At 70.1% G+C, this 24,494-nt stretch carries 21 protein-coding genes; 4 read left to right on the forward strand and 17 right to left on the reverse strand.

Translation table 11 applies throughout. The annotated features are described in order from the left end of the window. Positions 1-4 precede the first annotated feature (4 nt). From ACWCP8_RS22570 to ACWCP8_RS22580, 3 genes are read left to right on the forward strand one after another with little or no spacing between them, the layout of a single operon-like run. Entirely contained in the window at positions 5-1,630 is a 1,626-nt protein-coding gene (locus ACWCP8_RS22570; protein WP_352269172.1) for an AMP-binding protein, read from the forward strand. A 4-nt stretch (positions 1,631-1,634) separates the two neighbouring features. After that, positions 1,635-2,462: a PaaX family transcriptional regulator gene (locus tag ACWCP8_RS22575; protein WP_451117715.1), complete on the forward strand. Its 828-nt coding sequence runs from the start codon at positions 1,635-1,637 to the stop codon at positions 2,460-2,462. Between the two features lie 40 nt (positions 2,463-2,502). Then, positions 2,503-3,321, forward strand: coding sequence for a GNAT family N-acetyltransferase (locus ACWCP8_RS22580; RefSeq protein WP_451117717.1), 819 nt, complete (start codon positions 2,503-2,505; stop codon positions 3,319-3,321). A 44-nt stretch (positions 3,322-3,365) separates the two neighbouring features. Here the strand turns inward: ACWCP8_RS22580 and ACWCP8_RS22585 are convergent, their stop codons facing one another. Both ACWCP8_RS22585 and ACWCP8_RS22590 read right to left on the reverse strand, forming a co-directional pair. Beyond that, positions 3,366-5,648: a bifunctional salicylyl-CoA 5-hydroxylase/oxidoreductase gene (locus ACWCP8_RS22585; protein WP_451117719.1), complete on the reverse strand. Its 2,283-nt coding sequence runs from the start codon at positions 5,646-5,648 to the stop codon at positions 3,366-3,368. 4 nt (positions 5,649-5,652) lie between these two features. Continuing rightward, positions 5,653-6,480: an enoyl-CoA hydratase family protein gene (locus ACWCP8_RS22590; RefSeq protein ID WP_352269167.1), complete on the reverse strand. Its 828-nt coding sequence runs from the start codon at positions 6,478-6,480 to the stop codon at positions 5,653-5,655. Positions 6,481-6,717: 237 nt separating this feature from the next. Here ACWCP8_RS22590 and ACWCP8_RS22595 point away from each other — a divergent pair, with 237 nt between their 5' ends. Next, the gene (locus ACWCP8_RS22595; protein ID WP_330246739.1) at positions 6,718-7,149 is read left to right on the forward strand and encodes an ATP-binding protein; all 432 of its coding nucleotides are present in this window, start codon (positions 6,718-6,720) and stop codon (positions 7,147-7,149) included. Positions 7,150-7,222: 73 nt separating this feature from the next. Here ACWCP8_RS22595 and ACWCP8_RS22600 read toward each other — a convergent pair whose 3' ends face one another. From ACWCP8_RS22600 to ACWCP8_RS22670, 15 genes are all read right to left on the reverse strand, one after another. After that, positions 7,223-8,689 carry an amino acid permease gene (locus ACWCP8_RS22600; protein ID WP_352269166.1) on the reverse strand — a complete coding sequence of 489 codons (1,467 nt, stop codon included), beginning with the start codon at positions 8,687-8,689 and terminating at the stop codon, positions 7,223-7,225. A 195-nt stretch (positions 8,690-8,884) separates the two neighbouring features. Continuing rightward, positions 8,885-9,889 carry an ornithine carbamoyltransferase gene (argF, locus tag ACWCP8_RS22605; RefSeq protein WP_352269164.1) on the reverse strand — a complete coding sequence of 335 codons (1,005 nt, stop codon included), beginning with the start codon at positions 9,887-9,889 and terminating at the stop codon, positions 8,885-8,887. Between the two features lie 156 nt (positions 9,890-10,045). Continuing rightward, complete coding sequence (locus ACWCP8_RS22610; protein ID WP_352269163.1) at positions 10,046-11,278, reverse strand: arginine deiminase; 1,233 nt, start codon at positions 11,276-11,278, stop codon at positions 10,046-10,048. A gap of 68 nt (positions 11,279-11,346) precedes the next feature. Further along, positions 11,347-13,926, reverse strand: coding sequence for a polynucleotide kinase-phosphatase (locus ACWCP8_RS22615; RefSeq protein ID WP_352269162.1), 2,580 nt, complete (start codon positions 13,924-13,926; stop codon positions 11,347-11,349). Continuing rightward, positions 13,923-15,401, reverse strand: coding sequence for a 3' terminal RNA ribose 2'-O-methyltransferase Hen1 (locus tag ACWCP8_RS22620; protein WP_352269160.1), 1,479 nt, complete (start codon positions 15,399-15,401; stop codon positions 13,923-13,925). The genes ACWCP8_RS22615 and ACWCP8_RS22620 overlap by 4 nt, the downstream gene beginning before the upstream one ends. Before the next feature lie 53 nt (positions 15,402-15,454). After that, positions 15,455-16,429, reverse strand: a complete 975-nt coding sequence (mmuM, locus tag ACWCP8_RS22625) for a homocysteine S-methyltransferase (RefSeq protein ID WP_451117723.1) — start codon at positions 16,427-16,429, stop codon at positions 15,455-15,457. A gap of 91 nt (positions 16,430-16,520) precedes the next feature. After that, positions 16,521-17,444 (reverse strand): LLM class F420-dependent oxidoreductase, encoded by a 924-nt coding sequence (locus ACWCP8_RS22630; protein WP_352269157.1) that lies wholly within the window; start codon positions 17,442-17,444, stop codon positions 16,521-16,523. A gap of 114 nt (positions 17,445-17,558) precedes the next feature. Further along, complete coding sequence (locus ACWCP8_RS22635) at positions 17,559-18,095, reverse strand: DUF6099 family protein (protein WP_451117725.1); 537 nt, start codon at positions 18,093-18,095, stop codon at positions 17,559-17,561. 124 nt (positions 18,096-18,219) lie between these two features. Further along, positions 18,220-18,600, reverse strand: coding sequence for a nucleotide pyrophosphohydrolase (locus ACWCP8_RS22640; protein WP_451117727.1), 381 nt, complete (start codon positions 18,598-18,600; stop codon positions 18,220-18,222). 13 nt (positions 18,601-18,613) lie between these two features. Continuing rightward, the gene (locus tag ACWCP8_RS22645; RefSeq protein ID WP_451117729.1) at positions 18,614-19,849 is read right to left on the reverse strand and encodes a tyrosine-type recombinase/integrase; all 1,236 of its coding nucleotides are present in this window, start codon (positions 19,847-19,849) and stop codon (positions 18,614-18,616) included. Positions 19,850-19,926: 77 nt separating this feature from the next. Continuing rightward, positions 19,927-20,172, reverse strand: a complete 246-nt coding sequence (locus tag ACWCP8_RS22650; protein ID WP_451117731.1) for a helix-turn-helix domain-containing protein — start codon at positions 20,170-20,172, stop codon at positions 19,927-19,929. Between the two features lie 478 nt (positions 20,173-20,650). Continuing rightward, the gene (locus ACWCP8_RS22655; RefSeq protein WP_451117733.1) at positions 20,651-22,126 is read right to left on the reverse strand and encodes an ATP-binding protein; all 1,476 of its coding nucleotides are present in this window, start codon (positions 22,124-22,126) and stop codon (positions 20,651-20,653) included. Positions 22,127-22,128: 2 nt separating this feature from the next. Beyond that, positions 22,129-22,968, reverse strand: a complete 840-nt coding sequence (locus tag ACWCP8_RS22660) for a DNA primase (protein ID WP_451117735.1) — start codon at positions 22,966-22,968, stop codon at positions 22,129-22,131. Then, complete coding sequence (locus ACWCP8_RS22665; RefSeq protein ID WP_451117737.1) at positions 22,965-23,693, reverse strand: DNA methylase; 729 nt, start codon at positions 23,691-23,693, stop codon at positions 22,965-22,967. Before ACWCP8_RS22665 ends, ACWCP8_RS22660 begins: the two co-directional genes overlap by 4 nt. A 268-nt stretch (positions 23,694-23,961) precedes the next feature. Then, positions 23,962-24,447, reverse strand: coding sequence for a hypothetical protein (locus ACWCP8_RS22670; protein ID WP_451117739.1), 486 nt, complete (start codon positions 24,445-24,447; stop codon positions 23,962-23,964). Positions 24,448-24,494: the final 47 nt, after the last annotated feature.

Here is a 24,494-nt window from a genome sequence, read left to right on the forward strand (position 1 = left end):
CGTTATGGACCCGAAGACCTCAGCGCACATCGACAGCTTTGCCAGAGAGCAACTGCCACCCCAGGACCAGTGGCCGGAACTGGTCTTCGGCCTTCCCGAGCTGGACTATCCGGACCGGTTGAACTGCGCCGCCGAACTACTCGACACCACGGTCGCCCGTCTCGGACCCGACCGTCCCGCCTTCCGTACCCCTGATGGCCCGACGTGGAGCTACGGGGAGCTCCAGGACCGGGTGGACCGGATCGCCCACGTCCTGACCTCCGATCTGGGGGTCGTCCCCGGTAACCGGGTCCTGCTGCGCGGCCCCACCACCCCCCATTTGGCCGCCTGCTGGCTCGCCGTGCTGAAGGCGGGCGCGATCGCCGTGACCGTACTGGCGCAGCAGCGATCCCAGGAGCTCGCCACCATCTGTTCGATCGCCCGGGTCGGCCATGCGCTCTGCGATGTCCGGTCGGTCGACGATCTGGTGAAGGCTCAGGTGCCGGGTCTGCGGATCACTGCGTACGGAGGGGACGGGGAGGACGATCTGCTGCGGCTGGCCGCACGCCGGCCGGGGCCGTACCGGGCCGTGGACACCGCCGCGGACGATGTCGCGCTGATCGCGTTCACCTCGGGCACCACCGGGCACCCCAAGGGCTGTATGCACTTCCACCGCGATCTGCTGGCCATCGCCGACACCTTCTCGCGCCACGTCCTGCGGCCGGGCCCCGAGGATGTGTTCGCGGGCAGTCCGCCGCTCGGCTTCACCTTCGGGCTCGGCGGCCTGGTGGTCTTCCCGCTGCGGGCCGGCGGTTCGGCGCTGCTGCTGGAACAGGCCGGCCCGAGGCAGCTGCTGCCCGCACTGGCCGCCCACCGCGTCTCGGTCCTGTTCACCGCCCCGACCGCGTACCGCGTGATGCTCGACCATCTCGGCGAGCACGATCTGTCCGCGCTGCGCCGCTGCGTCTCGGCGGGCGAGAACCTGCCCGCGGCGACCTGGCAGTCCTGGTACGAGCGGACCGGTCTGCGCATCATCAACGGCATTGGCGCCACCGAACTGCTGCACATCTTCATCTCCGCCGCCGACGACGCTATCCGCCCCGGCACCACGGGGGTTGTCGTGCCCGGCTGGCAGGCGCGCGTGCTGGACCGGGACGGCCGCACGGTGCCCGACGGGGAGCCGGGGCTGCTCGCCGTACGCGGCCCGACGGGATGCCGCTATCTCGCCGACGCACGCCAGACGGAGTACGTACAGCACGGCTGGAACCTCACCGGCGACACGTACACCCGCGACAGCGACGGCTACTTCCACTACGTCGCCCGCGCCGACGACATGATCATCTCCTCCGGCTACAACATCGCGGGCCCCGAGGTCGAGGACGCCCTGCTGCGCCATCCCCAGGTCGCGGAGGCCGCGGTGGTCGGCCGGCCGGACGAGCTGCGTGGCCAGGTCGTGGTGGCGTACGTAGTGGCTCGCGAAGGCACCGCACCGTCGGCCGACGACCTGCGCACCTACATGAAGGGCGAACTGGCGCCGCACAAGTGCCCGCGCGTCATCGAGTTCCTGCCCGCTCTCCCCCGGACCGCCACGGGCAAGCTGCAGCGGTTCCGGCTGCGTACCGAGGCGGACCGGAGCCAGGCCCTAGAGTGATCACGTGGCCGACCTGCACACCCCCCGATCCCTGATCGTCACCCTCTACGGTGCGTACGGTCGCACCCCCGGCAACACACCGCTGCCGGTGGCCGAGCTGATCCGGCTGCTGAACGCCGTCGGTGTCGATGCCCCGTCGGTGCGCTCCTCCGTCTCCCGGCTGAAGCGGCGCGGGCTGCTCGAACCGGCGCGGACCGCGAGCGGCGGGGCCGGATACGTGCTGTCGCAGGACGCCCGCCAGCTGCTGGACGACGGCGACCGCCGGATCTACGCACATCCGTCACCACCGCTGCGGGACGGCTGGGTGCTCGCCGTCTTCTCCGTACCGGAAGCGGAACGGCACAAGCGGCACCTGCTGCGCTCCCGGCTCTCCCGGCTGGGCTTCGGCACGGCCGCGCCAGGGGTCTGGATCGCACCCGCCGCACTGTACGACGAGACCCGGCACACCCTGGAGCGGCTGGAACTCGCCCCGTACGTGGACCTGTTCCGTGGGGAGCACCTCGGCTTCGCCGCGACGCGGGAGTCGGTGGCACGCTGGTGGGACCTGGAGGCCATCGCCCGGCTCCACCTGGACTTCCTGGCCCAGCACGAACCGGTGCTGCGGTCCTGGGAGTCGCGCACCGGCGAGCCGGACGCGGAGGCAGCCTACCGGGACTATCTGACCGCCCTGGACTCCTGGCGACGGCTGCCGTACGCCGATCCGGGGCTGCCGGAGGAGCTGCTGCCGAAGGACTGGCCGGGGGGACGGGCGGCGGAGGTGTTCGGGCTGTTGCACGCCCGGTTGCGGGACACGGGGGCGGAGTTCGTCCGATGCGGGCCGGGCGGCTCGTAAAACGTGTGCACAGCACGGTCCCGACTGGTCATCATGAACCATGACCTGGACCTTCACTGACGACGTCGATGTGTTCCTGGACACCGCCGGTGCGTGGCTGGCGACCCGGCCCGCCGAGAACAATCTCGTACTGACCATCACCGCGACCCTGCGCAGCAGCGGCCCGCATGCGTACGGCGAGGACGCCCCGGTGCTGGGCTGGTGGCGCGGGCCGGACGGCGAGGTCGCGGGGGCCCTGGTGCAGACCCCGCCGTACCGGCCGCTGCTCGGCGTCGTCGCCCCGGAGGCGGTCGGTCCGCTGGCCGCCGCGCTCCCGCTGACCGCCGTCAACGCGGACCGGGCCACCGCCGAGGCGCTGGCCGCCGGCTGGCCCGGCCACCGGGTCGAGCAGGTGCAACGGCTGTACCGTCTGGGCGAGTTGGTCCCGCCTTCCCCCGCGCCGTCGGGCCGCCCCAGGTCCGCCGCGGCCGCCGACCGGACCCTGCTGGTGGCCTGGCATCGCGCGTTCGCCGCGGACGTCGGCCAGCCGGACACCCACGCCGAGCGGATGGTGGACGAGCGGACGGCGTCCGGCGGTCTGACGCTCTGGGAGACCGGCGGGGTCCCGGTGTCGATGGCGGGTGTCTCCCCGCGGATCGCGGGCGCGGTGCGGGTGACGGCCGTGTACACCCCGCCGGAGCACCGGGGCCACGGGTACGCGGCGGCGGTGACGGCCGAGGTCAGCCGGGCGGCGCGGAAGGCGGGCGCGCAGGAGGTGCTGCTGTTCACGGATCTCGCGAACCCGACGAGCAACGGGGTCTACCGGCGCATCGGCTACCGGCCGGTCTCGGACCGGCTGTTGATCAGCGCGGACGGGTGAGGGAGCACACCCCGTTCTCCGTCTGTGCCACGGGTGTCCGGCGCTCACCCCAGGGTGAGCCGCGGCTTCGGTGCGTCCGTGCGGCCGGTCGGCGGTGTACGGCTGCCCGCGCGGTACGGAAGCGGCCAGGGCGCGCCCGGTCCGCCGTAGCCCTGGTCGGCCGCCGCGTGCAGGGTCCAGTGCGGATCGTACAGATGCGGGCGGGCCAGGGCGCACAGGTCGGCGCGCCCTGCCAGCAGCAGTGAGTTGACGTCGTCCCAGGAGGAGATCGCACCGACCGCGATGACGGGCACGACCAGGGTGTTGCGGATCCGGTCGGCGAACGGGGTCTGGTACGAGCGGCCGTACTCGGGGTCTTCGTCCGGAACGACCTGGCCGGTGGAGACGTCGATGGCGTCGGCGCCGTGCGCGACGAACGCGCGGGCGATCTCGACGGCGTCCTCGGCCGTCGTGCCGCCGTCGGCCCAGTCCGTGGCGGAGATGCGGACGGTCATGGGCCGGTCCTCGGGCCACCGGGCGCGGACCGCGTCGAAGACTTCGAGAGGGAAGCGGAGTCGGTTCGACAGCGGTCCGCCGTAGATGTCGGTGCGGTGGTTGGTGAGCGGGGAGAGGAACCCGGAGAGCAGATAGCCGTGGGCGCAGTGGAGTTCGAGCAGGTCGAAGTCGCAGGTGGCGGCGTGCCGGGCCGCTGCGGCGAACTGGTTGCGGATCACGTCGAGCCCGGCCCGGTCCAGCGCGTGCGGGACCTGGTTGACGCTTTCCCGGTACGGGATCGGGGAGGCGGCGGACAGCGGCCAGTTGCCCTCGTCGAGGGGCTGGTCGATGCCCTCCCACATCAGCTTGGTGGAGCCCTTGCGACCGGAGTGGCCGAGCTGGATGCCGATCGCCGTGCCGGGGGCGGAGGTATGGACGAAGTCGGTGATCCGGGTCCAGGCGGCGGCCTGTTCGGGGGTGTAGAGGCCTGTGCACCCGGGGGTGATCCGGCCCTCGGCGCTGACGCACACCATCTCTGTCATGACGAGCCCGGCGCCGCCGAGGGCGCGGGCGCCCAGGTGGACGAGGTGGAGGTCGCCGGGGACGCCGTCGACGGCCGAGTACATGTCCATCGGGGAGACGACGACGCGGTTGCGGAGTTCCAGGCCGCGCAGCCGCAGCGGGGTGAACATCGGCGGGGTGCCGGGGGCGCAGCCGAACTCCTCCTCGACGGCGGCGGTGAAGCCGGCGTCGCGCAGCCGCAGGTTGTCGTGGGTGACGCGGCGGCTGCGGGTCAGCAGGTTGAAGGCGAACTGGCGGGGCGCCTGGTCGACGTACGTACCCAGCTCCTCGAACCAGCGCAGGCTCGCTGCGGCGGCGCGCTGGGTGGAGGCGACGACGGGCCGCCGCTCGGCCTCGTACGCGGCGAGGGCTGCGGGCAGGTCCGGCTGCTCCTCGATACAGGCGGTGAGCGCCAGGGCGTCCTCGACGGCGAGCTTGGTGCCGGAGCCGATGGAGAAGTGGGCGGTGTGGGCTGCGTCGCCGATGAGAACCGTGTTGCCGTGCGACCAGTGGGCATTGACGACGGTACGGAAGGTGAGCCAGGAGGAGTTGTTGGAGCGCAGCGGGCGGCCGCCGAGGGCGTCGGCGAAGATCTTGCCGCAGCGTTCCGTCGATGCTGCGGTGTCCATGGCGTCGAAACCGGCCGCGCGCCAGACCTCCTCGCGCATCTCGACGATGGCGGTGGAGGCATCGGCCGAGAAGGGGTAGGCGTGCAGCTGCATCACGCCGTGTTCGGTCTCGGCGATCTCGAAGCGGAAAGCGTCGAACGCGAAGTCCGCGGCGAGCCAGATGTAGCGGTTGCGGTGGGTGGTGACGGTGGGCCGGAAGGTGTCGGCATACGTCTCGCGGGTGGTGCTGTGCACCCCGTCGGCCGCGATCACCAGGTCGTGCGTCGCGGCGAGCTCGGCGACGGACGGGGCCTCCGCACGGAAGCGGAGCCGTACCCCGAGGGAGGCGCAGCGCTTGTGCAGGATCTCCAGCAGCCGGCGGCGGCCCAGCGCCGCGAAGCCGTGGCCGCCGGACGTCTGGGTCCGGCCGCGGTGGACGATGTCGATGTCGTCCCACCGTACGAATTCGGCCTGGAGGGCCCGGTACACCACGGGGTCGGCATGTTCGATGCCGCCGAGCGTCTCGTCGGAGAGGACGACGCCGAAGCCGAATGTGTCGTCGGGGGCGTTGCGCTCCCAGACGGTGACGGAGCGCTCGGGGTCCAGGCGCTTGAGGAGGGCCGCGGCGTACAGGCCACCGGGGCCACCGCCGATGACCGCGATCCGCCTCGTGTCGGATGCCATGGCGCTACCTGCCTTGCCATTTCGGCCGGCGCTTCTCCGTGAACGCGGCGTGGAACTCGGCGTAGTCGTCGCCGTGCATCAGCAGGGCCTGGGTGGCGGCGTCCATCTCCACCGCGGCGGCGAGCGGCATGTCGAGTTCGGCGGTGAGCAGCGCCTTGGTCTGGGCGAGGGCGAGGGCGGGGCCTTCGGCGAGGCGGCGGGCGAGCTCCGCGGCGCGGGCGTCCGCCTGCCCCTCCCCGGCCAGCTCGCTGATCAGCCCGATCCGTTCCGCCTCGGGCGCGCGGACCGGCTCGCCGAGCATCAGCAGCCGGGTGGCATGGCCCAGGCCGACGACGCGCGGCAGCAGATAGGCCGCTCCCATGTCGCCGCCGGAGAGCCCGACCCGGGTGAAGAGGAAGGCGAACCGGGCGGACGGGTCGGCGACACGGAAGTCGGCGGCCAGCGCGAGGACCGCGCCGGCGCCCGCGGCGACGCCGTGCACCGCGGCGATGACGGGGAAGGGGCACTCACGCAGCGCCCGCACGACCTGCCCGGTCATCCGGTTGAAGTCGAGCAGCTGCGCGGTGTCCATCGCGAGCGTGGCACCGATGATCTCGTCGACATCGCCGCCGGAGCAGAAGCCGCGCCCCTCACCGGCCAGCACGAGAGCGCGCACCGAGCGCTCGCGGGACAGCTCGGCGAGGAGGTCGCGCAGGTCGGCGTAGGCGCCGAAGGTGAGCGCGTTGAGCTTCTCGGGGCGGGCCAGGGTGACGGTGGCGACGCCGTCGTCCGTCGTCAGCCGCAGATGGCGCCAGTCATCGGTACGGCGGGCGGAGCTGGGAAACGGGCTCATGGAGGGTGATCCCCTTCAGCCGTCGGGCTGCTACCTGCTCTCGAAGTTATCACCCTTACGTGACTTCCGTCACGACTACGCGATAGACGCTATCGGAATATGTGGCGAACGTCCCTTTCCGACCGGACCGCAGTCCCTTGTCTGTGTCGTTGCGCTTCGTAAGGTTGAAAGGAAGAAGTCTTGAGCTCCAGAAACTCGAGCTCCGGACAGCCGTGCCTCCGGAATGGAACCCCCGCCTTGCCGCCCGATGGACCGATGCCCGCCTCCTGGCGTATCGCGCTGCCGCACTCCACGGCCGCAGTGCCGATCGCCCGCACCCTGATCCGTACGGCGCTGGCGGACATCGACACACCGGCCGACACCACCGACACGGCCGAGCTCCTCACCGCGGAACTGGTCGCCAACGCCGTGAAGCACACCGGCGGCGACGAGCCCGTCGAGCTGGTGGTGGAGCTTCTGGAGACCGGCTGCCAGGTGGAGGTCCACGACCGCGACCCGGCCCCGCCGGGCGACCTCTCGCGGCCCCGGCCCGGCAGCGAGCCGGACCCCTGGCAGGAGCACGGCCGTGGCCTGCTGCTGATCCGTACGCTCAGCTCGTCCTGCGGTCATCGCACGACGGAGCACGGCAAGGCCGTGTGGTTCACGCTGCCGCATCAGCACCGTCGGTAAAGAGCGCTTCTCGGCGCTCCTTACCCACCTTCGGCGCCGATCGGCGCCGCCCCCCGGTACCTCTTGGCGCCTCTCAGTCCTGATCCGCGCCTGCCAGTCGCGACCGGCTCCGGCTGTAGCCGGCGTACACCGCCGCGCCTGCCACCAGGAACACGGCGAACTGCACCCAGGTCGCCCAGCCCGTCCCGTACATCAGATACAGGCAGAAGAGGACGCCCAGGATCGGGCTGAGCGGGTAGAGCGGCACCCGGAAGGAGCGCTTCAGCCCCGGGTTGCTGCGGCGCAACGCGATCACTGCGATATTGACCGCCACCATGATGCCGAGCGTGCCGATGGTCGTCAGATTCACCACCACGTCGAGGGACGCGAAGGCCGCCGGCACGGCGAAGACGACGGCCACGATCCAGGTGTTGGCGACAGGCGTCGCCGTCCGCGGCGAGACACGTTCGAAGACCCGCGGGACCAGGCCGTCGCGGGACATCGACATCAGGATGCGGGTCTGCCCGTACATCACCGCGAGCACGACCGACGCGATGGCGACCACCGCGCCGAACGCGATGATGCCGCCACCGACGGTCGATCCGGTGACCTGGTCGACGATCAGCGAGAGCGCGGCCGGCTTGTCGGATACGGCGTCCGCGCCGAGTGCGCCGATGGCCGTGAGGGCGACCGCGCAGTAGAGCAGAGTGGCGACCCCGATGCAGATCAGGATCGCGATCGGGATGTTCCGCCGGGGGTTCTTGACCTCTTCGCCCGCGGTGGTGATCGCGTCGAAGCCGATGTACGAGAAGAACGCCAGCGAGGCACCGGCGGTGACCCCGGCCGGGCCATGGGTGGCGAACGGCGTGAGATTACCGGCCTCGAACGCGGTGAACGCGATGGCGCAGAAGGCGATCAGAATGCCGATCTTGAGGACTGCCATCGCGGCCGTGGCGCCCGCGCTCTCCCGGATGCCACGCACCAGCAGGGTGGCGGCCATCATGATCACCACGATGGCGGGGAGATTGATCACGCCGCCATCGCCGGGCCCGGCGGACAGGGCGGCGGGCAGGTGCCAGCCGACGAGGCTGTTCAGCAACTCATTGACGTACTGGCTCCAGCCGACCGCGACCGCGGAGACCGAGACGCCGTACTCGAGCAGCAGACACCAGCCGACGAGGAACGCGATGCGCTCACCGAGGGTGGCGTAGGCGAAGGAGTACGAGCTGCCGGAGACCGGGATCGCGCCCCCCAGCTCGGCGAAGGAGAACGCGGTGAAGATGCAGGTGATCGCGGCGAGAACGAAGGAGAGGACGACCGCGGGGCCGGCCTCGGCGACGCTGTCGGAGAGTCCGACGAAGATGCCGGTGCCGACGATGGCCCCTACACCGAAGCACACGAGCTGGAACAGCCCCATGGTGCGCTTGAGGCCGTGCCCCTCCAGGTCGGCGCCGGATTCGGCGACCAGCTGGTGGGGGCTCTTGATGCGCAGGCCGGGCCGGGGCGACAGGCTCGGCGGGCGGAGCGGACTCACGGGGCGATCTCTTCTCTGGTGGAGCATGTGGGGGGCTCGTGCGGATGGAGCGGGTGGGGGGCTCCGGTCCTCCGGCCCTGCGGGGGGACGGCACAAAAAATGGGGTTCGAGCGTGCGAGCTCGAACCCCACCAAGTGGAACCATGGTAGCCACTTCTTCGCATGTTCACCCAATTCGGTGCATGATCATGCAATACCCAGCGCCGCCCCCGGCCGTGCCGGGTCAGGCACCGGCCAGGGTCGCCACCAGGACGGCCTTGATCGTGTGCATCCGGTTCTCGGCCTCGTCGAAGACGACCGAGTGCGCGGACTCGAAGACCTCGTCGGTGACTTCCAGCTCGGTCAGACCGTGGCTGTCGTGGATCTCGCGACCGACCTTGGTGCCGAGGTCGTGGAAGGCCGGGAGGCAGTGCAGGAACTTCACGTCGGCGTTGCCCGTGGCCTTCAGGACGTCCATGGTGACGGCGTACGGCGCGAGGGCCGCGATGCGCTCGTCCCAGACCTCCTTGAGCTCTCCCATGGAGACCCAGACGTCGGTGGCGACGAAGTCGGCACCCCGGACACCCGCGGCGATGTCCTCGGTGAGAGTGACGGTCGCACCGCTGGATTCGGCGAGCCGACGGGCCTGCGCGACGATCTCCTCGGCCGGCCAGTAGGACTTCGGGGCGACGATCCGGACGTCCATGCCCAGCAACGCGCCCGTGACCAGGTACGAGTTACCCATGTTGAAACGGGCGTCGCCGAGGTAGGCGAAGGCGATCCGCTCCAGCGGCTTGTCGCTGTGCTCGGTCATCGTGAGGACGTCGGCGAGCATCTGGGTGGGGTGCCAGTCGTCGGTGAGCCCGTTGAAGACGGGCACCCCGCCGTACGCCGCCAGCTCCTCGACGGTCGCCTGGCTGTCACCGCGGTACTCGATGCCGTCGAACATCCGGCCGAGTACCCGGGCAGTGTCCTTCACCGACTCCTTGTGACCCATCTGGGAGCCCGTGGGGTCGAGATACGTCGTGGAGGCACCCTGGTCGGCGGCGGCGACCTCGAAGGCGCAACGGGTGCGGGTCGAGGTCTTCTCGAAGATCAGCGCGATGTTCCGACCGCGCAGCCGCTGCACCTCGGTGCCCGACTTCTTGGCCGCCTTGAGCTCGGCGGCCAGGTCGATCAGGCCGCGGAACTCCTCGGCCGTGAAGTCCAGCTCCTTGAGGAAGTGGCGGCCTGCGAGGTCTATCGCCATGGTGGCTGCTCCTGGGTCGGGCGAGGGTCGCGCGTACAGTTCCTGGAAGTCTATACGAGACAACGCATCGCTATACAGTCCCTGTCCTGCGTGTCGTGCGGTCCGCGGTGCATCGGTACGATCCCCCGCGCTTTCCGTACGGGTGCCGCACCCCGGCTACACGGGGTCACGGACCACCGGACAGCTCATGCAGCGAGGGCCGCCCCGGCCCCGGCCCAGTTCGCTGCCGCGGATCTCTATGACCTCGATACCTTCCTTGCGCAGATACGTGTTGGTGGTGGCGTTGCGCTCGTAGGCGATGACGACACCCGGCTCGACGGCCAGCACATTGCAGCCGTCGTCCCACTGCTCGCGCTCCGCCGCGTGCACGTCCTGGGTGGCCGTGAGCACCCGGATCGAGTCCAGGCCGAGCGCCGCCGCGATGGCCCGGTGCATGTGCTCCGGGGGATGGTCGGTGACCTTCAGATCCCGCGGTCCGCCACCGGGCTCGATGGTGTACGAGCGGAGCATGCCGAGCCCCGCGTACTGGGTGAACGTATCGCCGTCGATCATCGTCATCACCGTGTCGAGGTGCATGAACGCCCGGCGTTTGGGCATGTCGAGCGCCACGATCGTCCGGGCGGAACCGGCATCGAACAGTCCGCGCGCCAGCATCTCGACCGCCTGCGGCGTGGTGCGCTCGCTCATCCCGATGAGGACGGCGCCCTGACCGATGACCAGGACATCGCCGCCCTCGATGGTGGACGGATAGTCGTCCTGCCCCTCCGACCAGTGGTGGAAGGCCCCGGCCTCGGCGCCGGTGAAGAGGGGGTGGTGGCGGTAGATCGCCTCGAAGTGGACCGTCTCGCGCTGCCGGGCCGGCCAGCGCATCGCGTTGATGGACACCCCGTCGTAGATCCAGGCCGAGGTGTCCCGGGTGAAGAGATGGTTGGGCAGCGGACCGAGCAGGAAGTCGTCCAGGTCCATGACATGGAAGCGGACGGAGGTCGGCTCACTGTGCCGCTCCAGGAACTCCCGCTTCGTCATCCCGCCGACCAGCGCGTCCGCCAGCTCGTCGGTGGACAGCTCCTCGAAGGCGGCCCGCAGATGTTCGGTGGCGAGCGGGCCGTACTCCTTCTCGTCGAAGACCCGGTCCAGCACCAGCCGTTTGGCCACCGGAATGTCCAGGGACTCACGGAGCAGATCGCCGAAGAGATGCACCTCCACCCCGCGGTCGCGCAGGACGTCCGCGAAGCCGTCGTGCTCCTGCCGGGCGCGGCGCACCCACAGCACGTCGTCGAAAAGGAGCGCGTCCTTGTTGCTGGGGGTGAGCCGCTTCAGTTCGAGATCGGGGCGGTGCACTATGACGCGGCGCAGCCGCCCGGCCTCGGAGTCGACATGGAATCCCATGCCTCCATCCTCACCGCGCGGAGCGCCGTTCACCCGGCGAATCACCACCTGTCTCTTCGTCTTCGGGATCAGAGCCGCGGGTCGACGGGCTCCGACTCCAGGGCGAGCACCGCGAACACCGCCTCGTGGACCCGCCACAGCGGCTCCCCGTCGGCAAGCCGGTCCAGCGCCTCCAGTCCCAGGGCGTACTCACGGAGCGCCAACGACCGCTTGTGGCCGAGGAACCGGGAGCGCAGCCGCTCCAGATTTTCCGGACGCGTGTACTCGGGGCCGTAGATGATCCGCAGGTACTCCCGGCCGCGCACCTTGATGCCCGGCTGGGCCAGCCTGCCCTTCGCGTCCCGGACGAGCGCCCCGAGCGGTTTGACGACCATGCCTTCGCCGCCGCGGCCGGTCATCTCCAGCCACCAGTCGATACCGGCGCGGACCGATGCCTCGTCGCCCGTGTCGACGACGAGCCGCCGGGTGACCTGGAGCAGGCCGGTGGGGTCGTGCTCCACCAGCCGGTCGAGCCAGGCAAGCTGCTCGTCATGCGGTACGGAGGCCAGCGAGCGGCCCCGCACGGCGAGGATCTGGAACGGGGCGATCCGCACCCCGTCGAGGCCCTCGGTGGACCAGCAGTAGCGACGGTAGGCGTCGGTGAACGCCGCCGCGTCGGCCGTCCGGTCCTGCTGACGCGCAGCCAGGTCGGCGACGTCGACACCGCGGCGCGCCGCTGCCGCCAGCGCCGCGTTGGCCCCGGGGAGGACGGCACCGGACGCGGCGCCGACCGCCGCGTACTGCGAGCGCAGCAGGCCTCCGGCCTTGAGGGACCAGGGCATCAGCTCGGCGTCGAGCAGCACCCAGTCGGTGTCCCACTCGTCCCAGAGTCCGGCGGCGGTGACAGCCGTGCGCAGCCTGCCGAGGATCACCTCGGTCAGGGCGACGTCGTCCAGGAACGGCCGTCCGGTACGGGTGTGCAGCGCCCCGGTCGGGCCCTCTACCCCGAACCGCTCCCGGGCCGCTTCCGCGTCGCGGCAGACCAGGGCCACCGCGCGCGAGCCCATGTGCTTCTCCTCGCACACGACCGTGGCGACGCCGTCCGCCCGGTACTGGGCGAACGCCTCGGCCGGGTGCTCCAGGAAGCCTTCCTCCCGGGATGTGGCGGTCGGCGCCATGGTCGGCGGCAAGTAGCCGAGCAGCCGCGGGTCGACGGCGAACCGGCTCATGACTTCGAGCGCCGCCGCGGCGTTCTCCTCGCGCACCGAGATCCGGCCCAGGTACCGGGTCTCCACGATCCGGCGGCCCTGCACATCGGCGAGGTCCAGCGGGCGGCCCTCCCGGCCCCCGGGTGCCTCGGTGGTCAGCGGCTTGGCGGGCTCGTACCAGACCTTCTCGGCCGGTACGTCGACGAGTTCGCGCTCGGGCCAGCGCAGCGCGGTCATCTTCCCGCCGAAGACCGCACCGGTGTCCAGGCAGAGGGTGTTGTTGACCCAGGAGGTGCTGGGCACGGGGGTGTGGCCGTAGACCACGGCTGCGCGGCCGCGGTACTCCTCCGCCCACGGGTAGCGGACGGGCAGGCCGAACTCGTCGGTCTCGCCGGTGGTGTCCCCGTACAGCGCGTGCGAGCGGACCCGTCCGGAGGTGCGCCCGTGGTACTTCTCGGGCAGCCCGGCGTGGCAGACGACCAGCTTGCCGCCGTCCAGCACGTAGTGGCTGACGAGCCCGTCGATGAACTCCCGCACCTGCTCGCGGAAGGCCGGGTCCTGCGCGTCCTCCCGGTCCAACTGCTCGATGGTCTCGGCGAGTCCATGGGTGTGCTGGACCTTGCGGCCCTTGAGATAGCGCCCGAGCTTGTTCTCGTGGTTACCCGGCACGCACAGGGCGTTGCCCGCGGACACCATGGACATCACGCGGCGCAGCACACCGGGGCTGTCGGGGCCGCGGTCGACGAGGTCGCCGACGAAGACCGCCGTACGCCCTTCGGGGTGCGCGCCGTCGACATAACCGAGCTTGCCGAGCAGGGACTCCAGCTCGGAGCTGCAGCCGTGGATGTCGCCGATGATGTCGAACGGGCCGGTGAGATGACGGAGGTCGTTGTAGCGGCGCTCGAGCACCACTTCGGCGTGCTCGGCCTCTTCCTCGGTGTGCAGGACGTGCACCTTGCGGAAGCCCTCGCGCTCCAGGCCGCGCAGCGAACGCCGCAGCTCGCGACGGTGGCGCTGGACGACATGACGGGGCATGTCGGCGCGGTCCGGGCGGACGGCGTTACGCGCCTGGCAGATCTCTTCGGGCAGGTCGAGCACGATCGCGATCGGCAGCACGTCGTGGCTGCGGGCCAGCTGCACCAGCTGCTTGCGGCTCTCGGCCTGGACGTTGGTGGCGTCGACGACGGTCAGCCGCCCGGCGGCGAGCCGCTTGCCCACGATGTAGTGCAGCACGTCGAAGGCGTCGCCGCTGGCGCTCTGATCGTTCTCGTCGTCGGCGACGAGGCCGCGGCAGAAGTCCGACGAGATGATCTCGGTGGGCTTGAAGTGCCTGCGCGCGAAGGTGGACTTGCCGGAGCCGCTGGCCCCGACGAGAACGACGAGGGAGAGGTCGGTCACCGGCAGCGTGCGGTGCGCGCCGGTGCGCTTCTCGGTGTCGTTGCCGGTGTCGTTGTCGGTCATGCTGCCTTCGCCTCCTTCTTCTTCGTGTCGTCCTCGGCGGTCCTCGTGAACACGGCCAGCTGTGTGGGCGGCCCCACCTCGGGGTCGTCGGGCCCCACCGGCACGAAGTCGACTCCGTATCCGTGCCGCTGCGCCACCTCCTGCGCCCAGGCCCGGAACTCCGCCCTGGTCCACTCGAAGCGGTGGTCGCCGTGGCGCACATGCCCGGCCGGGAGGCTCTCCCAGCGGACGTTGTACTCGACGTTGGGTGTCGTCACGAGCACCGTCTGCGGCCGGGCCGAACCGAACACCGCGTACTCCAGCGCCGGCAGCCTCGGCAGGTCGAGGTGCTCTATGACCTCGCTGAGCACCGCCGCGTCATAGCCGGCCAGCCGCTTGTCGGTATACGTGAGCGAGCCCTGCCGCAGCGTGACGCGGTCGGCCTGCCGCTCCCCCATCCGGTCGAGCTTGAGGCGGCGCGAGGCGATGGTGAGAGCGCGCATCGAGACATCGACACCGACGATCTCCGTGAAGCGCACGTCCCTCAGCAGCGCCTGGATCAACTGACCCTGTCCGCAGCCCAGGTCGAGCACCCGGCTCGCCCCGGCGGCGCGCAGCGCCTCCAGGATCGCCGTGCGCCGCTGCTCCGCGAGCGGCACCGGCTTCTCCTCGGTGTCCGTCGTCTCGTCCACCGCGTTGTCGACGCTCTCCACCGCGAGGTCGTCCAGCTCGGCGAGCCGCACCAGCTCGAGCCGTTCCATCGCCTGCCGGGTCAGCCCCCAGCGCCGGGACAGATAGCGGCTGGTGATCAGCTTCTGCTCGGGGTGGTCGGCCAGCCAGCCGTCACCGGCCCGCAGCAGCTTGTCCACCTCGTCGGGCGCGACCCAGTAGTGCTTGGCGTCGTCGAGCACCGGCAGCAGCACGTACAGCTGCCGCAGCGCGTCGGCAAGCCGCAACTCGCCCTCCAGCACGAGCCGTACGTACCGCGAGTCGCCCCACTCCGGGAACTGCTCGTCCAGCGGTACGGCCACGGCGTCCACGCTCGCCCAGCCGAGCGGCCCGAGGAGCTTCGAGACGAGCTCAGGTCCGCCGCGCGCCGGGAGCACGGGCACCTCGATCCTGAGCGGCATGGGATCCGCCGCGCGCTCGGGCCGGGCCCGGCACACACCGTTCAGAGCGGACTTGAAGACGGTGCTCATCGCGACGGAGAGCAGTGAGGACGCCGCGTACGGGCGGTCGTTCACGTACTGCGCGAGCGCCGCGTCGGGGGCGCCGCCCCGGCCCTTTCCCTTGCCGCGCCGCACCAGCGCCACCGGATCCACCTCCAGCAACAGCGCGGCCGTACAGCGCTCGGCCGATGCCTCGGGGTAGAAGACATGGGCGGTGCCGTGGGATGTGGAGAACTGCTGCGCCTTCTCGGGGTGCTTGTGCAGCAGAAAGCCGAGGTCGGTGGCTGGGCGCTCCGGCGTGCCGGTCGTGCTGATTGTCAGGAACACACGTCCGAGTATGGTCCGGTGCACTCGCCCCCCACCAGGCATTTTGTTGATGTCTACGGTTCCGGTGTTCCTCCTGGCCTTCCTGCCCCTGCTGTCCCTCCTGTCTGTCCTGTCCGTCCCGTCCGTTCTGCCTCCAGGATCTCGGCCAGTTTCGCGATCGGACCGGGGCCGACCCGGCAGCAGCCGCCGACCAGCCGGGCGCCTGCCGCCTGCCAGCCCCGCACCCGGCCCGGATCGAAGGTGGCTCCCCCGGCCCACGCCCGGCCCTCGGCGTCCCACCGCTCACCGCTGTTCGGGTACACGACGACCGGCTTCCCGGTCACCCCGGCCGCCGTCTCCACCGCACGGTCGGCATCGGTCGGATCGCAGCAGTTCACCCCCACAGCCACCACGCGCTCGTGCCCGGCGGCGAGCCCGAAGGCCGTCTCCAGGGGCTGCCCGGCCCGGGTCCGGTCCCCCGCCACGCTGTACGAGAGCCAGACGGGCAGCCCGCACCCCTCGACCGCCCGCAGCAGTGCCTCCGCCTCATCGACGTCCGGCACCGTCTCCAGTGCCAGCACATCGGGTCCGGCGGCGGCCAGCACCTCGATCCGGGGCCGGTGGAAGCGCTCCAGCTCCCGCACCGAGAGGCCGTACCGCCCGCGGTACTCGCTGCCGTCCGCGAGCATCGCCCCGTACGGGCCGACCGAGGCGGCGACCCAGATCTCCCGGTCCGTCCCGCCACCGGCCCGCCGGGCCAGCTCCACGCTGCGGGCGAAGAGCCTCGCCGCCCGGTCCCGGCCGATCCCCCGCCGCGCGAACCCCTCGAACGTCGCCTGATAGCCCGAGGTGATGAGCACCTGCGCACCCGCCCGCACATAGGCCCGGTGCGCGGCCTCGATCTGCCGGTCCTCGTCGAGCAGCAGCCGGGCCGACCACAGCTCGTCGGACAGATCGCAGCCCTGCGCCTCCAACTGGTTGGAGAGGCCTCCGTCCAGCAGGACCGTGGACTCGGCGAGCGCGGCGGCCAGCGGGCGGTCGGGTTGCACAGGTGCTCCTCTCGGCGACTCGTGTTCACCTGCTCTTGTTCACCGGTCCGGTGTCCACCTCGGTCGGGTGTCCACCTCGGTCGGGACCGGCTCAGTTCAGCTGGGACTGGACCTGCGAGGAGATCAGCTCCAGGTGCTCCAGATCGTCCAGGTCGAGGACCTGGAGGTAGATCCGCGACGACCCGATCTCGCTGTACCGGCCGATCTTGTCGACCACTTCGGCGGGCGAGCCCGCAAGTCCGTTCGCCTTCAGCTCCTCCACATCGCGGCCGATGACCGACGCACGGCGGGCCACCTCGGCGTCGTCCTTGCCGACACAGACCACCAGGGCGTTGGAGTACACCAGGTCGTCCGCGCCGCGCCCGGCCGCCGTCGCAGCTTCCTTGACCCGTCCGAACTGCTTCTCACTGTCCTCCAGCGAGGCGAACGGGATGTTGAACTCGTCCGCGTACAGCGCGGCGAGCCGCGGTGTACGCGTCGCACCGTGACCGCCGATCAGAATCGGCACCTTTGCCTGGGCCGGCTTGGGCAGCGCGGGCGAGTCGGTGAGCTGGTAGTAGCTGCCGTCGTAGTTGAACTTCTCGCCGACGCCGGTCGCCCAGAGTCCGGTGATGATCGCCAGCTGCTCCTCCAGCCGACCGAACTTCTCCTTGGGGAACGGGATGCCGTACGCCTTGTGCTCCTCCTCGAACCAGCCCGCGCCCAGGCCGAGTTCGACCCGGCCCCCGGACATCTGGTCGACCTGGGCGACCTGGATCGCGAGGACACCGGGGAGCCGGAAGGTCCCCGCGGTCATCAGCGTGCCGAGCCGGATCCGCTTGGTCTCGCGCGCCAGCCCGGCCAGGGTGATCCAGGCGTCGGTCGGGCCGGGCAGCCCGTTCCCCGCCCCCATGTGGAGGTAATGGTCGGAACGGTAGAAGGCATTGAAGCCGAGGTCCTCGGCAGCCTTGGCGACAGTGAGCAGAGTGTCGTAGCTCGCCCCTTGCTGGGGCTCCGTGAAGATTCGAAGATCCATGGATCCATCCTGCACCTCCGAACGCCGGTCGTCCCTCCTCCCACTGTGTGTGCGGCCCGGCGGCGGATCCGCGCACGGTCGGTCAGGTGCGGTCAGGTGTCCCCGCGGGGGCGGTCACGGCTGACCCGCCGCCGAGCCTGCCGCTCCGCGGACCGCACCCCGCGGGCCGTCCCCCCCACTCCCCCGCTCCAGATCGTGCTTCCGCTCCCGGTCCTGCTCCGCAAGGCGCCGGAGCATCCCGTGCACCCGGTCCAGCGACTCGTCCGCGGCATCGATCGCCTCTATGCACTGCCAGTAGAGACTCTCCTCGTCGGTGTCGCAGGCCACCGCGACGAGAGCCATCCCCACTTCCCCGAGCAGCGCGCCGAGACCGGTCAAAGTCGCGCGCGGATCGGCGACCTCGGAGAGCTGGGCAGCCCGTGCCACACCGGCCCGCACCACCGGATGATCCGGCGCCCCACTGCCCCTCCCTCCGATCTCAGCGAGTCCTCGCGCCTCGCCGCGCAACTCCTTCGGTCCGCTCGCCGCCAGCCGGTCGCCGATCGCCTGGGCCAGAGCCTGGGCCTGCCAGGCCTCCGCCATGATGGACGGCGTGCCCCGGCTCTGCGCCAGAGCTCGCCGACTTACTCCTATGAGCCGCTCCGCTTCCATACATTGCCCCCGTCCGTACAAAGACCCGCTCACCTCATCCATTACCCACAGTGAGGGGAGTGGCACCGAAAGGCCAGGGGATTTCGGAAATCTGTGGACAGGAAGTCGATTGTGGATAAGTCGATTACTCCGAAGAGTGACGATCTTGGGAATCCGGCCGCTCCGTAACCGGGAAGCGCGCCTCGTTTCGGTCGATTTTCTGCGCCAGCGCCGCCAGCGCATCGATGCCCAGCACCTCGCAGAACTGCAGCAGATACGCGAGCACGTCCGCGACTTCGTCCGCCACCCGATGCGCCGTCTCGGGCTCCTCCATCACCCGTGCCGACTGCTCGGGCGTCAACCACTGGAAGATCTCGACCAGTTCGGATGCCTCGACGCTCAGCGCCGCCGCCAGGTTCTTCGGGGTGTGGTACTGCTCCCAGTCCCGTTCGGCCGCGAACGCGGCGAGCCGTCGCTGCAGTGTCTGCACATCAAGTTCTGACCCCGCTTGCGGCTTGACCTGCATGCTTTTCCCTCTCTCATGCTCCCTGGGCCGTCGTGGGGCCGTCATCGCTCTTCGGACCGTCTTCGAACGCGCGGTTGACGGCCTCCCGCGTGCGCTTCTCGCTGCTCGGCATCAGGTGAGTGTAAGTCCGCAGTGTGAAGCCGGGATCGTGGTGTCCCAGGTACTCCGACAGGGCCTTGATGCTCTCCCCCGCGTCCAGCAGCACCGACGCGTAGAAGTGCCTCAGCGCGTGCATGCCGTTCTCCCGCCCACGCGGCACCCCGACCGTGTCGAGAGCGGGACGCCAGACCGCACAGGTGAAGACCACGCGGTTCACCGCCCGTCCCTCGATATTGCGGAAGAGCACGGATGCGGTGACCGAAGAGCCGTCGACCAACCGCCACGGCAGAGACACACCCGTGGGAGGGTGCTGCGCGATGTGATGCTCAAGCGACTGCGCGACGCTCTCAGGCAACGGGACGGTGCGCGTCTTGCCGCCCTTGGGCAGCGCGAACACCTTCCGTCCGGCAATGAGCTTGACCTGTCGGACAACGTGAACCACGCCCGCGGCGAAGTCGACGTCGTCAGCGGCGAGGCCCAGCACTTCGCCCTGTCGCATGCCGCACCCGCCCGCCAGGTCCACCATGGCCCGGTAGCGCTCTGGCAGTGCCGAGCGCACCGCGAGTACGCGTTCAGGCTGCCACGGCACGATCCGGCGAGGTTCCACCTTGGGCGCCTTCACGGACGACGAACGGCACGGGTTGTGCGGGATCAGACGATCGTCAACAGCCGCCGACAACATCGCGTTGAAGTTCGCGAAGATGACGCGCTGATAGGAGGCAGCCAGTCCCCCGTCCTGGAGCTTCCGCAGCCACTCACGGACGTGGATCGGCCTCAGCGAGTCGAGCGAGCGGGTACCCAGATGCGGTAGGACGTGCAGTCGAATGCGCTGCTCGGTGCTCACGAAGGTGGCAGGATCCATGGTGAGTGAGGCCAGCCACCGTTCGGCGTGCTGCCGCACGGTGAGACGGCCGGCGCGCGGATCGATGTACTGCCCGCGCGTCATGTCGGCCTCGATCCCGGACAGCCACTTCTCGGCGAGGCGCTTCTGTCCATCCGGAAAGCTCTTCGACTTCTCGGTGCCGTCGGGGCCGACGTACCGAGCGCGGTAGCGCATGCCCGTGCCGTGGCGGTCGCTCTTGACGCGGACAGTCTTGCCGTTGACGCCGGTCTCGGTCTTGTACCAGCGGTCTTGGATGTGACCTGCCATCTGAGGCGGTACCCCTTTCTCAGCATGAACCAGGGGCGACCGGACAGCGGTCGCCCCTGGCGGTGTGTGAGGTTGCGTCAAGCCGCTACGCGGTCGACGTTCTTGCGCTGCGTGACGTAGGCCCGTACTTCGGCAGGGTCGTAGCGCACGTGCTTGCCGATGCGAAAGCCGGGTGGGCCGGTGCGCTTCCTGCGCCACTGGTAGACGGTCTCGAGCGGCACCCCGAACATCTCGGCGATGTCATCGGGGGTGAGATACCGGTCGGGCAGGCCGCTGCGGAGGGTGGCGCGGGGGTCCGGTTGAGCTGGACGGGTTCGGCTCATGAGGTCCTCGGGAGTTGAGTCACACTGCTGTTGGCTTCGGGGGCTTCTCTTGAGTTCGCATGTGTCCGAGGTGCGGGATTCTGCGTCACCGCGTCATCTGCGTCATTTGCGCGTCTGACCTGCGGTTTTGAGTGACGCAGAGGATTTGGGGTGCGTCACCTGGTGACGCTGGCTTTTGTCACCGGGTGACACAGGTGACGCGGGGTGACGCAGCTACGGCAGTCCTGCGTCACCGCTGTAGCGGCAGGTGAGGGTCCGTTTTCAGTCCTTGGGTGACGCAGGTGACGCAGCGTCTCTTCTCTTAGGAAAAGAGAATGGGGAGTGTCTGTTGTAGTGCGCGCCTCTAGGCGTGAAGAAGGAGCCGCTTCGCGGCGCGACCATCGGGCGGCGGCGTTGCCGCCGAACAGCAAGAGGAGCACCCCGCACGTGGCGCGGGGTGGTGCTCCTCTTGTTTGTCCAGGCGGCTGCGGTTCGCCGGTCAGAGCATCGGCTCTTGCTGGTGTGGCGGCGGGGTCGGGCGTCGGGTCATCTCGATGTAGCGGCCCTCTTTGGTGCGGCCCCAGTCGATCAGTACGCCCCGGGCGGCGAGGGTCGGTTGGAGGCGCTTGAGGCGGTCGGAAAGGACTTTGCCCGTAGTGGGCCAGCCCTTGGGCAGGGGACGGCAGTCGTCCCCGGTGTACAGGCCGGTGAGGCAGTGCAGCCACTCGGAGGACGTCATCCGCGTCTCCACGCCGGCCGTGAGGCCGGAGGCGTGCTTGAGCACGGTCTGCGCGAGGAGATCGCCCTCGATGACGTCGTCGTTGAGGTCGTCCAAACTGGCCCGGTAGGCGTTGAGCGCTCCGAGGCAGGTCGCCGCGTCGAACTGCGCGCACAGGTGCGCGAAGTCGGCCATACGTAGATCGGTGGGGATGTCGGCCTCGGAGGCCCGGACCTTGACGGTGAGATCCAGGAGAGACCCGAGGACGACGGGCAGCGCCTCTTCGAACTCCGCCCACAGTTCGGCCTCGGTGCGCCGGACGCGGGGGCGTTCGAGGCGGAGTGGAAGGAGGCGTTCGGCGAGGTCGGGTCGGATGACGCCGACGTCGATGCCGGTCAGGAGCAGGGGGCGGCGGTAGCGGGCGCGGACGACGTCGCCGTCGGTGTACAGGGCGCGTTTGATGGTCTCGGCCCCGGTGACGATGCAGCACATGAGGTCGGACAGGTCCGGGGCCAGGTGAGAGAGGTTGTCCAGGGCGGTGACCCATCCGGCGGCCACGGCCGCGATCAGGTTCTCCTCGTCCTTCGGGGCGCGACGCAGGTCGCCGCTCATTCCCTCGATGATCCTCACGAGCATCCGCCCGCCGGTGGACTTGCCCGCACCTTGTGGGCCGGTGAGGAAGGGGGCGGGGACGGGCACGGACGGACCGAGGCAGCCGATCAGCCAGGCAATGGCCAGGCACTCGGTCTCTGCGGTGGCGAAGTTGCACAGCCTCATCAGCAGGTCGATGCCCTTGCCGTCGGTGTCCTTGGCCGGCAGGGGCAGTTCCCCGGTGAGCTGGGTGCGCCGCCAGCACACCTCCTGCGGGTCGGGGGTGAGGATGTCCCAGCCAGTTGGGTGGATACGGACGGACTGCCCGTCGCTGCGCCCCAGGTCAAGCCACGTCGCACCGTCGAATCCCGGTGCGACGCGGATGTGAACGGGCTGTACGTCCTGATTCATCGCCAGTGCTTCGATCAAGTCCAGCGCTTCCTTGAGGGCGGTCCCGTTGAACACGCCGTGTCCGTCGTGGAAGAGGCCGACCATGAGTTCCTGCCGGTGGCTGCCCGAGGTGCCTTGTGAGCGGATCGGACGGGCCACAGGGTGCCCGTTCTTCTGGGCGAACACGGTCCCGTCGGCGGTGCGGAAGTACCGGAAGTGCGCTTGCGCGTAGTCGGCGATGACCTCGCGTGCCGGGGTCTTCTCGTCGTCGGACATGGCTACAGTCCCAACCTGGTCAGGGCGTTGGCCCATGCGTCAGTGCAGTGCCGGGGCGATTCGCCCTTGGCTTGTGCGGCGGTGAACAGTCGCGCGATGTGTGCCTCGGTGAGGCAGCCGCACCGGCCGTGGGCGGACAGCACGGCGAGGAAGGTTCGGTAGACGGTCGTGTGAACCGCGCTGCGGGCCTCGGTGATGCGTTGCTCGGCCATGGCGATGCCACGGTCCAGGTAGGCGGGCGTGCGGTGACGGCAGTGCCCTTCCCCGACTCGTGCGGGCACCGTGACGACGTGCGGTGCAGGACGGACCGTGGAGGACTCCTTCACGGTCAGCGCGCGCACGGCTTCGGGCAGAGCGGTCATGGTGCCGGTGCCGGGGCCGAGCCACCGGGCGTAGGCCATGGACGACTTGATGTCCACGCCGGGCCGAACCGCGTTCGCGGACCGCATGGCACCGAGGTAGATCCAGTGCTCCCCACGGGTGGTGGGCACGATCCGGGTCGCGGGCAGGCTCTGGCGGGCCCAGGCAACGGCGCCTGAGTCGTCCAAGTCCAGCACGGTCAGCCGGGCGCCCGCCGGGTGATAGGCGACCGCCTGAGCCTGCCGCCACGCGCCTGCCCACAAGGGAGACGTGAGGGTGGTGGTGTCAGTCGTGGCCGCTGCCCAGCCGTGGCAGATGCTGGGGCACGCGCATGTCCCGGCGTTCTTCATGGTGGGGCGCCCACCGCAGGCGTTGCCGGCGCATCGGGTGCAGTTGCCGAACGGGAGCTTGCCCACTCGCAAGGGCAGGGTGGGCAACCCGAGTGCTGCGAGGTCCAGGGCCGTCCTCAGGTGGCTACTCATGCCGCTACCGCCCGCATGGAGACGATCCGAGCGCTGCCGATCAACTCGGTGTAGTCCGGGGGGATCGCCTCGGTCAGTTCCTCTCGGACGTCGGTCCACGTGATGCCCATGGCCTGCTGCATCTCCGCGATGGACGCCTTGCCGCCGCCGGACCCGTATGCGGCGACGCAGGGGCCGTCGCGGTAGACGCCGTGCCGGTAACCGCGCACATAGCCGCGGTGAGGGCGGTGGGTGGGTTGCGGAACGCTCCACCCGCCGCCGAGTTCGAAGACACGGTGACGAAGTACGCCGAGACCGAACATCTCCCCGCACAGCTGCAGGTCCGGCCGAACCGGGGCTTTTCCGTTGGGCTGCTCGATGACGTACGGCAGGCCCGTTGCGTCGAGCAGGGTGCGGAGTTCGGGGATGAGCTGGACGTGGGTGCGGCCCCAGCCGCGTGAGGCGTTGGTGCCCACGGTCAGGGCGCATCCGGCTTGGCACGGCGGGGAGGTGTGCACGGCCTCGTACTGCTCGATCTCCCCAGATGCGATGAGGGCGGCGAGGTATTCGAGGGCGTCCGCGCGGTGGAAGGTGAAGGGGTAGTTCGGTCGGTCGGCGATGTCGACGCCGGTCACCTTGAACCCTGCTCGGTTGTAACCCATGGCTGCGCCGCCGGCGCAGCAGAAGAGATCCAGTAAGGCGGGTCGGTGGTCGGTCGCTCGCCGGATGGGGATGGGTTGGGTCATGCTGGGTGTCTCCAGTTCTCTTGAGTGCTGGCGTAGAGGGCAGCCCCGGTTTCATTGGCGTAAGGTCGGGGGCTGCCCTCGGTCAGTTGTGGAAGCGCTGGGATTCGGGGTGCTGGTCGATCCAGTCCTCGGCGCATACCTTGTGGACCGGTTCGCGGTCGTGGGAGCGCATGGGCGTGGGGCGGTGGCACAGCACGCAGGGGAGATCTCGGGATGCGTCGAAGTGCCGTGCGTGACGCCAGTCGAGTAACGGCATGGCTGCCGCCGCTCAGCGGTGGTTGATGGTGCCGTTGGCCCGGCCGAACATCCTGGACGCGGTGATGTTCTGGGTGATGTGGGTGGTGGCCCGTCCGCGGGAGACGCCGCGGGCGGTGCGCAGGAGGACGGGGACGGCGATGACTCCGGCGGCGATGAGGGCGACGGCGGACCACAGGGCTTGGCTCATGGCGATCAGTCCCGGGGCTGCGTAGGAGAGTCCGATTCCCGCGGCGGCGATGCCCCCGCCGATCGTCGGCGTCAGCAGAGCGGTGGTCTTGGCCCATGCCGGGATCTGCTGCACGGCTGGCACCGGGGCGGGTGGTGCGGTGGGCTGGGTGTAGGCGAGGGTGCGTATGCCGCCGGGCAGGGTGACCATCTGGACGCCGGGCGGGATCTCCGAGGGCAGCATCACCCGTCCCTCGGGGGCGGGGAGGTAGGCGGGATAGTCGGCCGGACGGGGCTGGGTGGTGATCTCGTACGCGGTCTCCGGGTACACAAAGGGCTCCCTTCAGCGCGTCGGGCGGCACCCGTGGTGGTGGGTGC

The organism is Streptomyces sp. NPDC002206 (genome assembly GCF_053593595.1).

Coding starts and splice junctions, on each gene's coding strand:
- ACWCP8_RS22570 (WP_352269172.1), top strand. CDS start 5: ATGGACCCGAAGACCTCAGCGCACATCGACAGCTTTGCCAGAGAGCAA.
- ACWCP8_RS22580 (WP_451117717.1), top strand. CDS start 2,503: ATGACCTGGACCTTCACTGACGACGTCGATGTGTTCCTGGACACCGCC.
- ACWCP8_RS22585 (WP_451117719.1), bottom strand. CDS start 5,648: ATGGCATCCGACACGAGGCGGATCGCGGTCATCGGCGGTGGCCCCGGT.
- ACWCP8_RS22590 (WP_352269167.1), bottom strand. CDS start 6,480: ATGAGCCCGTTTCCCAGCTCCGCCCGCCGTACCGATGACTGGCGCCAT.
- ACWCP8_RS22600 (WP_352269166.1), bottom strand. CDS start 8,689: ATGCTCCACCAGAGAAGAGATCGCCCCGTGAGTCCGCTCCGCCCGCCG.
- argF (WP_352269164.1), bottom strand. CDS start 9,889: ATGGCGATAGACCTCGCAGGCCGCCACTTCCTCAAGGAGCTGGACTTC.
- ACWCP8_RS22610 (WP_352269163.1), bottom strand. CDS start 11,278: ATGGGATTCCATGTCGACTCCGAGGCCGGGCGGCTGCGCCGCGTCATA.
- ACWCP8_RS22615 (WP_352269162.1), bottom strand. CDS start 13,926: ATGACCGACAACGACACCGGCAACGACACCGAGAAGCGCACCGGCGCG.
- ACWCP8_RS22630 (WP_352269157.1), bottom strand. CDS start 17,444: ATGGATCTTCGAATCTTCACGGAGCCCCAGCAAGGGGCGAGCTACGAC.
- ACWCP8_RS22635 (WP_451117725.1), bottom strand. CDS start 18,095: ATGGAAGCGGAGCGGCTCATAGGAGTAAGTCGGCGAGCTCTGGCGCAG.
- ACWCP8_RS22640 (WP_451117727.1), bottom strand. CDS start 18,600: ATGCAGGTCAAGCCGCAAGCGGGGTCAGAACTTGATGTGCAGACACTG.
- ACWCP8_RS22645 (WP_451117729.1), bottom strand. CDS start 19,849: ATGGCAGGTCACATCCAAGACCGCTGGTACAAGACCGAGACCGGCGTC.
- ACWCP8_RS22650 (WP_451117731.1), bottom strand. CDS start 20,172: ATGAGCCGAACCCGTCCAGCTCAACCGGACCCCCGCGCCACCCTCCGC.
- ACWCP8_RS22655 (WP_451117733.1), bottom strand. CDS start 22,126: ATGTCCGACGACGAGAAGACCCCGGCACGCGAGGTCATCGCCGACTAC.
- ACWCP8_RS22660 (WP_451117735.1), bottom strand. CDS start 22,968: ATGAGTAGCCACCTGAGGACGGCCCTGGACCTCGCAGCACTCGGGTTG.
- ACWCP8_RS22665 (WP_451117737.1), bottom strand. CDS start 23,693: ATGACCCAACCCATCCCCATCCGGCGAGCGACCGACCACCGACCCGCC.